The organism is Neisseria sp. 19428wB4_WF04, assembly GCF_015235335.1.
GTDB lineage: Bacteria > Pseudomonadota > Gammaproteobacteria > Burkholderiales > Neisseriaceae > Neisseria > Neisseria musculi.
Window position 1 is genome coordinate 1 of record NZ_JADGLG010000065.1, and the last position, 10,036, is coordinate 10,036.

Annotated in this window: 9 protein-coding genes; 2 read left to right on the forward strand and 7 right to left on the reverse strand. The window is 57.5% G+C overall.

What is annotated here, in order from left to right:
* Window positions 1-242: 242 nt before the first annotated feature.
* The 5 genes from rnhB to IR141_RS11045 all read right to left on the reverse strand — a co-directional run bounded on the left by rnhB (window position 243) and on the right by IR141_RS11045 (window position 4,561).
* Window positions 243-833, reverse strand: coding sequence for a ribonuclease HII (gene rnhB, locus IR141_RS11025; RefSeq protein ID WP_135037175.1), 591 nt, complete (start codon window positions 831-833; stop codon window positions 243-245).
* Between the two features lie 11 nt (window positions 834-844).
* Entirely contained in the window at window positions 845-2,047 is a 1,203-nt protein-coding gene (gene lpxB / locus IR141_RS11030; protein WP_135037178.1) for a lipid-A-disaccharide synthase, read from the reverse strand.
* Window positions 2,048-2,232: 185 nt separating this feature from the next.
* Window positions 2,233-3,021, reverse strand: a complete 789-nt coding sequence (locus IR141_RS11035) for a methyltransferase domain-containing protein (RefSeq protein WP_135037182.1) — start codon at window positions 3,019-3,021, stop codon at window positions 2,233-2,235.
* A 138-nt stretch (window positions 3,022-3,159) separates the two neighbouring features.
* Entirely contained in the window at window positions 3,160-3,765 is a 606-nt protein-coding gene (locus IR141_RS11040) for a YdcF family protein (RefSeq protein WP_228068244.1), read from the reverse strand.
* Between the two features lie 541 nt (window positions 3,766-4,306).
* Window positions 4,307-4,561: a hypothetical protein gene (locus IR141_RS11045; RefSeq protein ID WP_135037186.1), complete on the reverse strand. Its 255-nt coding sequence runs from the start codon at window positions 4,559-4,561 to the stop codon at window positions 4,307-4,309.
* A 334-nt stretch (window positions 4,562-4,895) separates the two neighbouring features.
* Here IR141_RS11045 and IR141_RS11050 point away from each other — a divergent pair, with 334 nt between their 5' ends.
* A complete protein-coding gene (locus tag IR141_RS11050) occupies window positions 4,896-5,384 on the forward strand; it encodes a CinA family protein (protein WP_135037198.1) in 489 nt (162 codons plus the stop codon).
* A gap of 562 nt (window positions 5,385-5,946) precedes the next feature.
* On the opposite strand, the gene IR141_RS11055 is transcribed toward IR141_RS11050, so the two are convergent.
* Window positions 5,947-6,846, reverse strand: a complete 900-nt coding sequence (locus tag IR141_RS11055) for a patatin-like phospholipase family protein (RefSeq protein ID WP_135037189.1) — start codon at window positions 6,844-6,846, stop codon at window positions 5,947-5,949.
* A 456-nt stretch (window positions 6,847-7,302) separates the two neighbouring features.
* Between IR141_RS11055 and purB the strand changes: the two genes are divergently transcribed.
* Entirely contained in the window at window positions 7,303-8,673 is a 1,371-nt protein-coding gene (purB, locus tag IR141_RS11060) for an adenylosuccinate lyase (protein ID WP_135037201.1), read from the forward strand.
* Between the two features lie 97 nt (window positions 8,674-8,770).
* Here the strand turns inward: purB and IR141_RS11065 are convergent, their stop codons facing one another.
* A complete protein-coding gene (locus tag IR141_RS11065; protein WP_135037192.1) occupies window positions 8,771-9,301 on the reverse strand; it encodes a Spy/CpxP family protein refolding chaperone in 531 nt (176 codons plus the stop codon).
* Window positions 9,302-10,036: the final 735 nt, after the last annotated feature.

A 10,036-nucleotide genomic window follows, 5' to 3' on the forward strand; every position in this document is an offset into this window, starting at 1 on the left:
CATGCATAACATCCAGGTTGGGCTCCGCTGTGTGATAAAGCGGAGCAGTTTATAACAAACGGAGAGTGGCTCAATTTTGGAGCACAACTCCCCGTTTCCCTGGCTCAGTTTTGCACGATATTTAACAATGGAAAAACTGCGCTTTTCTATAGATTGGGCAGGGCAGGATCAAGGCCGTCTGAAAGGTTTTTCAGACGGCCTTTGCGCTGTTGGTATGGTTTTTCCGAATGATGCCGCCGAAATCACTCAAACAGCCTGCCTTGCGCCAGCAGGGTTTTCACCGGCGCGAAGCTGCGGCGGTGTTCGGGCAACACGCCGAATTTGGCAAGGGCGGCAAGGTGGGCGGCGGTGCCGTAGCCTTTGTGTTTGTCGAAACCGTATTGCGGGTAATGTTCGGCCAGGGCATACATTTCGGCATCGCGCGCGGTTTTGGCGAGCACGGAGGCGGCGGAGATTTCGGTGATTCTGCAATCGCCTTTCACCACGGCTTCGGCGGCAATGCCCAAATTTTTCGGCACGCGGTTGCCGTCTATCAGCACTTTCTGCGGCGGCACGGTCAAGCCCTGCACGGCGCGGGTCATCGCAAGCAGGGTGGCGTGCAGGATATTGAGGGTGTCGATTTCACGCACATCGGCGCAGGCCACGCTCCAGGCAACGGCCTGTGCTTTGATTTGTGCGGCCAATTCGTTACGCTTGTTTTCGCTGAGTTGTTTGGAATCGGTGAGACCGGGCAGGTGATGGCCGGGCGGCAGGATTACGGCGGCGGCAAACACACTGCCTGCCAGCGGGCCGCGCCCGGCTTCATCAACGCCGGCGGTGATAAGGGGGTTTATGGGTTGGCTTTTCAGACGGCCTCCGGTTTGGCTTCGGCCACGGCGGCAACGCCCGCTTCGGCCAGCACGGCGCTTGCGGCGAGTGCATCGGTGTTTTTGCGCAGCAGCCGGTGCAGGTTGAGAAAATCCTGCTGCAGGGCGGCAACATCTTGCGGCGATTCATACCATTCGGCCATGGCGGCGGCCAGTTTGGCGGGGGCGGCATCGTCTTGCAGCAGTTCGGGCACGGCACCTTTGCCGAGCAGGATATTGGGCAGCCCCACATGGGGCACCTTGATTTTGCGTTTCACATAGGCATAGGTGAGTGGCGAGATTTTATAGCTGATGACCATAGGCCGTTTGCACAATGCCACCTCCAGCGTGGCGGTGCCGCTGGTAACCAGCACCACATCGGCGGCAGTGCAGGCCCAATCGGCGTGCGCGCTCATCAGTTGCACGGGCAGGCCGATAAATTCGCTTTGGTGCAGAATCGAAACCAAGCGGCTGCGGGTGGCCACGGTGGCCACGGGCAGCAGAAAGCGGGCGGAAGGATAGCGTTGCAGCAGCAGGCGGGCGGTGCGGAAGAATATCGGTGCCATATAATCGACCTCGCTCACGCGGCTGCCGGGCATCAGGCAGAACACCGTTTCCCACGGCTCGATTTTCATGTGCCGGCGCGCGGCGTTGCGGTCAGCATCAAGCGGCAGGGTTTGCGCCATCGGGTGGCCGACAAACTCGGCCTGCCCGCCCGCCTCCCGATAAAGCGGCGGCTCCATCGGAAACAGACACAGCACACGGTTGACTTGTTCCACAATGGTATCGACCCGTTCGCGCCGCCACGCCCACACCGAGGGGCTGACATAGTGCACAGTGGGAATGCCTGCTTTTTTGAGTTTTCCGGCCACGCCGAGGTTGAAATCGGGCGCGTCTATGCCCACAAACACATCGGGGCGGATGCGTTTCAGGCTGCGCACCAGGCCGTGGCGGATTCTCAAAATTTCGGGCAGGCGCTGCACCACTTCGGCAAAGCCGCGCACGGCCAGTTTTTCTTGGTCGTAGAGGCTGCGGAAGCCTTTTGCCAGCATACGCGGCCCGCCGATGCCGACAAACTCGGCCTGCGGGCAGCGTTGCCTGAGAGCGGCCATCAGGTGTTCGCCGAGCAGGTCGCCGGAGGCTTCGCCGGCACACAGCGCAATAACGGGCGGCCGGTTGGCGGGCGGTTGGTGGGAAGTCATAAATAAAACAATGAAATATAAGCCAAGCCGTATTGTAGCGAAATTTATCGGGGCACCGTGGTATTTTGCCCCAGCGGTAGGCCTGCTTGATAAGAGACAGCCTGCCGAACGTTTCAGACGGCCTGAAACACCGGCCGAAGCCGGGCGGGTTTCCAAATGGCACCAGAGAGCAGTGTTTCCGTGTTTCAGCGCTGTTTCGGATAAAACCGAACCTCGCTCTCTCCGGCGGGAAGCTGCCGCCTTTTAACCGCATGGCCATACACAGTTTCGAGCGCGGCGTTGAGGGTTTCGCCTGCGGCAAACATCTGATTGACGGCAGCGCGGGCAGCAGCTTCATCACTGAAATCCAGCGAAGCCCACAGACCGAGGGTTTCCATATCCTGCCAAAACGTTTCGGGGCGGCGGTAGGCCAGCTCGAGTTTGGCGGTGTCCATCACCGGATCGTAAAAGCCGTGGTGGAACAGCATATCGCCCAAATCGTGCATATCGAAGAGCATCGGCGCGTTCACGGTGATGCCCGCCTCATTCAGACGGCCGGTCAAGCCGCTTAGGCTGCCGATACCGAAATGGGTGAAAAACAGCAGGCCGTCAGGTTTGAGCGCGCGCGCCCAGCTCTCAAAAACCGGCACGGGGCGGCTCGCAGTGATCAGCCCCAGATTGGACCACAGCATATCGGCTACCGCCTCCGGCAGCGGTTCGGCCAAGCTGCGGCAGTATTGCGGCACAGCCTTGCCGGTGAGTTTCTGCCACAGCCCGGTTTGGCGCACGGCGGCGGCTTCCTGCAGAAAAGCAGCGCGCGGGTCGTATTCGGCAAAAGCGGCTTGGGGGTAGCGTGCGGCGAGCAGGCGGCGGCTTTCATCGGCATCGGCGCCCGCCAAAACGATTTGCTTGGGCACACTGCGCAGCAGTTGCAGGCGTTGGTCGGTGTTGTGGGCAAGCAGGCGGTGGACAGCCCAGCGGTCGGATCTGTTCATGATTTATCGGCAGGGGCGGCAAAAGTTTCAGGCCGTCTGAACATTTTTCAGACGGCCGAATAACAGGCCGTGTTTGAAAACTACTATTTTACCCGAAACCCCGGGAGGTAGCTTGGCGGTAAAGTTTGGCAGTCCTGTTTATTCGGGCTTCACGGAAGCTTTCACCCAAGCCAGGCTTTCGCGCACGATTTTGCGCGGGTAATCCATGGCTTTTTCATCGCAATCGTCAATGCCCGAATAAATCTGCAGGGTTTTATCGTGCCCCCATTGTTTGTCGGCCAGCCAGCGTGCCCGTTTGAGGTGGTAGTCGGCGCTGACAATCACCACGCTGCTGTTGTTGGAGAGCGGAATCGAGCTGAACAGAATGTTTTCATAAGTGTTTTCCGATTTGCCTTCAATGGCGATGCGTGATTCGGGCACGCCCAGCTCAACGGCGATGGCCTTCATATGGCGGGCTTCGTTGCTGCCGTCGCTGTCGTTGCCGCCGCTTACCACCAGTTTGGGGACTTTGCCGGCGTGGTAGAGATCGGCGGCGGCGGCCACGCGCGAGCGCAGGCAGGGGTTGGGGAGGCCGTTTTTATTGACGGCGTTGCCCAACACCAGTGCGGCCTCGGCAGGCCGGATGTCTTCGATGGTGATGCGGCGGGCAGATACTGCCGACAGATACACCCAAATCAGCAGTAAAAACCAGCATAAGGCCAGCATCGCGGGCAGATAGAGCAGCATATGGCGTTTTTTATTCATATTGTTTTCAGTGGTTGTATGGCAGGGTTTGTTATCGTGAACCCGCTTTATCTCTGTTGCGGCGTTGATGCGCTTTGGTTCAAAGTGAAGGGTTCTGCCGGCTCGGGCGGCTGCGGAGCCGCATTGCCGGCGGTTTGCTGCCGGATGCCGGGCATAAGGCGGATTTGCGGTACCGGCGCGCGTGCTGCGGATGTTGTTCAGACGGCCGCAGGCCGGTGTGGAGGATTTCATTCACACTGAAACTGGGCCAGGCGGTTGATGCAGTATCAGCTTCTGTTGAATCTGCCGCGTCCGGCAAACCGCACTTTACCGAAAGTTGCGGCGGCCTGAAGGCAACAAACCAAAATTTATGTAAAAAATAATCTGAAAACAGCAGAGGCGGGCAATAAAATTGCCGAACGGAATAAAATGGGGTGTGCGCGGTTGGCAAACGGTTGGAAATCAGGGCAGATACCGGTGAATTATGCTGCCGCATAAAAACGGCACCCTGAAAATCGGGCGGTGCCCGGCTTTCGGGGTGCCGTTTATCGCGGCGGATTCTTTATTGTTGTCCGAACAGGCTCTCTGCTTCTTTTATGGCATCCGCCATGCCCTTTTTCAAAATATCGCGGGCATTTTTCAAACTGTTGTGCACCGCTTTTGGAACAGCGGTGCCATCGTCTCCCAAACCGGCCGCGCGGGTGCTCAAATCGGCCTTGCGCTTTTCAATATCGGTTGAAAGCTGTTTGCGGTATGGCTGCAAGGCTTCGCGGATATGGGGCGGTTGTTTGGCAGCCCATTCGTCAAGCTCGGCCACAGCGCGTTAAAAGCATTTTTGTAGTCGCCAACGGTTTTTCGCGGTCGGTTAGATAGGCGGTTGCCGGTTTTTCAAGGCAGGGGCGGCAGCGGCCGGCTCCGCCGCAAAAAACTGTCCGGCAGCAGGGCTTTTTGGGCCGCTGCTGCAGGCGGCCGATAGCCACAATGCCAGCAGGGTGCAAACAGGCAGGTATGGCTTTTTCATCAACGGGCTTCCTTTCTTTTTCTGTTTTCGGTATAAAATATGATTATATGGCATTTGCGCAATGGATAAGCGCGCCCGCTGCCGATTTCCCGAACGGGGAAGAAAATCATAGCGAATGGAAGCCCTGATGATGAATTCTGTTTTATCTGCCCTAACCGACCGCCTGAGCGAACGCTCTCAGACCGTAACTTGCGCCGAATCGTGCACCGGCGGCCTGCTCGCGGCCGAGCTGACCCGCCTGCCGGGCAGTTCGGCGTGGTTTCATACCGGCTTTATCACCTACAGCAACGAAGCCAAACAGCAGCTTTTGGGCGTGAAAAGCAACACGCTGGATTTTTACGGCGCGGTGAGTGAAGAAACCGTGCGTGAAATGGCACTGGGCGCGCTGATTGCCGCCAGAGCCGATTATGCGGTGAGTATTTCCGGCGTTGCCGGGCCCGGCGGCGGCAGTGAAGACAAACCTGTCGGCACGGTGTGGTTCGGGCTGGCCGCCAAGCAGCGTATTTGGGCGCAGAGCGTGTTGTTTGAAGGCGGCCGCGACAGTATACGCGGGCAGGCCGTGAAGTTTGCGTTGGAATTTTTAAACAGCAAAACGCAAGAGGCGGGCGGCAAACTGTGAAACGCAGAACGGTTCGGGTGGGGCGCAAGGCCGGGCAGGAAGAGCGGCGGTGGGCTGCCTCCTCTGCTGTTTGGGCGGCCTGCAAAACCGTTATCTTCGGGCTGAGGCGCAAGCAACGCTTCACAAGCAACGCGCCAATGGAGCATGAGGGGTGTTTTCAAGCCGGGAGCAAGGTGGCAGATGGCGCAGGCAGGTTGGCTGATACTGTATTGTTTTCAAGTGGGCAGCGGTAACGGTTGGGCTTGCTGTCGGCCGGCTCCATGATTTATGGCAGCGGCTGCCGCCCGATTTGCAGGCTCCGGCAAGATTCAGGCCGTCTGAAAATGCTTTCAGACGGCCTGATGCTTGTGTGCGGTTTAAAAAACAAGACATTGATTTTTAGAGTTTACTTGCTGTTATTCCCACGGCGGCGGGCTTGATGATTTATGGCAGCGGCCGCCGCCCGATTTGCAGGTTTCGGTAAGATTCAGGCCGTCTGAAAATGTTTTCAGACGGCCTTGAGGCATGTCTGCAATATTTTAAAATTTTTCAAACCTGCAAACGCCTGCATCGGGCTGCCGGGTCAATAACGGTAGGCCTGCAGTTTGCGTTTGATTTCGGGCAGCGCAGCCTGCGCAGCCTGTTCGCCGAGTTTGATGGCCTGCGTTTTCTGGTCGAAACCGCCCACCGCGCCCAAGTGCTGCACCTGCGGTTTGATCACGATATCGGCTTTGGCCAGCTCGTTGCGCAGCGCGGCGGTGCTCATGATGTTGAGGCTTTGGTCAAGATAGGCGAAAAAGCCTGCTCCCGACAGTTTGGCGGGTTTGGCGGAAATATCCACCGCAATCACAAAGTTTGCCCCCATGTTTTTGGCGGCACCCACCGGCACGGGAGCCGACAGCCCGCCATCGACATAACGCCTGCCGCCGATAACGGCGGGCTGGAATACGTTGGGAATGCTCACCGAAGCGCGCACGGCCTGGCCGGTGTTGCCGTGGTTGAAGGCCACCATTCTGCCGCTCTCCAAATCGGTGGCAACGGCGGCGAATTTAAGCGGCAGCGCCTGCAGAGGGCGGTTGCTGATTTTGCGGTTGATGTAGTCCTGCAACTTTTGCCCGCGGATAAAGCCGGTGGTGGAAACGGTTAAATCGACCAAATCGGTTTTGCCCAAAATTTCGGCTTCCAACTCCAGCCGGTCGGGCGACATCCCGCCCGCATACAGGCTGCCCACAATTGCCCCCGCGCTGGTGCCGCTCACCAGGTTCACGGGGATATTGTTGGCTTTCAAAACCTTAATCACGCCGATATGGGCAAAGCCTTTCGATGCGCCGCCGCCGAGCGCCAAGCCGATAACGGCTTGCGGTTTGGCTTGCGCAACGGGCGGTTGGGCAGGCTTTCGGGCGGTTGAAACGGGCTTTTGCGGGGTGCCGCAGGCGGCCAGCAGCAGGGCGACGAGGGCAGGCAGGAAGATGCGGGCTTTCATGGCAGTGAGACGGGGTTGTTAAAAGACGCATGATTATAACGGGTTGTGCGTATCGACATATAGTAAAAATGTTGGGGCGGGATAAATCGGCCGTCTGAAAAGCTGCCTTCAAATTGAGCGGATAAATCTTTGCAGGCGGATCAATCGGGGTTGTCTGAATCTTGCTGCGGCCGTCTGAAAACGCAGTTTCCGGCAGGAAACCAGTTTCTGCGGAGCTAAAACGCGGTTTTCAAGTGTTGGGGCGAAACGGATTCGGCCGTCTGAAAACGGGGGCTGGGCGACAATGCCGCACCGCCTGCTTTCAGACGGCCTGCGGCGTTGCAGCCCGATTTTGAAAACTGTTATGCCGACATAACAGGCACATGCTTTTCTATAAAAACGGCCGCCCTACTATTGATGTATAGATGTATAATCGCAGCCTTGAATTTTCTGCTGTTTGCTACAGGATTTCCGATGATGATCAACCCTATTTCCGCCCTTTCCCCGCTTGACGGCCGCTACGCCGGTTCTGTTGAAACGCTGCGTCCGGTTTTTTCGGAATACGGCCTGATGAAGGCGCGTGTGAAAGTCGAGCTCAACTGGCTCAAAGCGTTGGCCGCCGAGCCGAAAATCACCGAAGTGCCTGCGTTCGGCAGCTTTACCGTGGCCGAAATCGACCGTGTGGCCGAAGATTTTTCATTGGAAGATGCTGCAGAGGTGAAAGCCATCGAAGCCACCACCAACCATGATGTAAAAGCCGTTGAATACTGGCTGAAACAACGCTTTGCCGGTGTGCCCGAAGTGGCCGCCGTCAGTGAGTTTATCCATTTCGCCTGCACCAGCGAAGACATCAACAACCTTTCCCATGCGCTGATGCTGGCCGAAGCGCGTGAAACCGTGCTGCTGCCCAAGCTGGCCGAAATCACCGCCAAACTCACCGAAATGGCGCACAACCTGGCCGCCCTGCCGATGATGAGCCGCACCCACGGCCAGCCCGCCACGCCAACCACGCTGGGCAAAGAGACCGCCAATGTGGTGTACCGCCTGCAACGTCAGGCCAAGCAGCTGGAATCACAGCAGTTGTTAGGCAAAATCAACGGCGCGGTCGGCAACTACAATGCCCATATGGCGGCTTATCCCGATGTGGATTGGGAAGCGCATTGCCGAAAATTTGTTGAAGAATCATTGGGTTTGGCCTTCAACCCCTACACCATCCAAATCGAGCCGCATGACTATATGGCTGAGTTTTTCCAAACCCTCGGCCGCATCAACACCATCTTAATCGACTTCAACCGCGATGTTTGGGGCTATATTTCGCTCGGCTATTTCAAGCAGAAGGTGAAAGCCGGCGAAGTCGGCTCTTCGACCATGCCGCACAAAGTCAATCCGATTGATTTTGAAAACTCCGAAGGCAATTTGGGCATGGCCAATGCCGTGTTAGGTTTTTTGGCCGAAAAACTGCCGGTTTCCCGCTGGCAGCGCGACCTTACCGACAGCACCGTGCTGCGCAATATGGGCGTGGGCGCGGGTTACACCGTTTTGGGTTGGGCGGCGCACCTGCGCGGCCTCGGCAAGCTCGAAGCCAACCCCGCCGCACTGGCCGCCGATTTGGACGCCACTTGGGAGCTGCTGGCCGAGCCTGTCCAAACCGTGATGCGCCGCTACGGCGTAGCCAACCCGTATGAAAAACTGAAAGACCTCACCCGTGGTAAAGACGGCACCACCCCCGAAGTGTTGCGCGCATTTATCGAATCGCTGGAAATCCCCGCCGAAGCCCGGCAGCAACTGCTCGCGCTGACCCCCGCGCTGTATGTGGGCAAAGCCGAAGAGCTGGCGCGGCGGATTTAACCCCCCGTTTGCCGGCAGTGCACAAACAGGCCGTCTGAAAATCTTTTCAGACGGCCTGATGTTTGATATTTGCAGCCCGGGCGGATTGAGGGGATGCCTATCGGGTGTGCTGTTGGTGGTGGGTGCGTTGTTTGCCGTTGCTGCGTTTGTTTTGCTCCTCCAGCCATTTTTGCTGTTGCTCGGGAGTCAGCACTTGAAAGACGGCATGGCGTTTTTTCAGCTGCTGCAATTCGAGTTCGGCATGTTGGCGGCGTTGTGCTTCCCTATCCTGTTCGCGCAGGGAGATAAGGTTGCGCACGGCGGCTTCATCGAAAGCGGGGGCTTGCAGCAGGTTTTGTTCGGCGGCGCGGTAATGGTCGATTTGTTGGCGGAGGGCTTCGCGGCGGTTGCTTTCGGGTTGCTGCGCACGGTTGTCGCGGCCTTCTTCCATGATGGCACGGATTTTGGTTTTTTGCTCTTCGGTGAGGTTCAAGTCTTTGAAGCCGTGCGCCATGCCGCCTTTATGGAAGGCTTTGGCTGTGTGCCGGTGATCGTTGCGGTCGTGTTTCGGGCCGCGGTCGGATGAGCAGGCCGCCAGCGAGAGGGCGGAAATGCCGATGAAAACGGCGGTGGAAATGGATTTTTTCATTTTTTGTCCTTCGGTTTGTTTGAGTGTAAGCGTAGAAACCCGGGGCTGTTCGGGCCGGGGGCAAAACGCGCCTGCCCTGGAAACGGCATTGTCATAGCAGCTTGCTTTGTTAATGCAGGTGGCAGTTGCGTAAATTATATTCCCCGAATGTTACCGCTTGGGCGGCAACGGCGGCAGAGTGTTTTCAGACGGCCGGGAGCCGTTGCAAAATTGAAAAAACCCTTACGAAATTTATTGGTCGTTATCGGCTTTGCAAGCCGGCGGCGCCGATCCCGAGCAGGCAGCCGGCCAAACATTTGGCTTCCCGGCATGGGTTTGCAGCGTTTCATTTGAATTTCTGCTTTTCAGACGGCCTGCAAAGGCTTGAGCCTGCGTATGGTATCGGCAAAGGTTTGCGGCGTTATGGGGTGGAATCTTTCATAGGCGTTACGGCGTTGTTGAGCTTGGTTTGAAGCAAACGGTTTTGGGCGGGCAACCCGAGTGGCAGCGGAACCGTTTCCGTACTCTCCTGTCTGCATGGTGCCGAAAATGCAGGGGATTGGCTGTGCGGCTGGGTTTCAGAGGGCTGTAAAACCGCCCTGTATGGTGTCAAATTATAGCCGGCCTATAACGGCGTCAGGTCTTCTGAACCGCTTCTGCGCCGGGTGCCTGCTCTGCTGCCTTGCGGGCGTTGGCGGATTAATTTTTGTGTATGTTTGCCGTTGCTGTATTTCACCGGCTTTCGGGTTGCCCGAC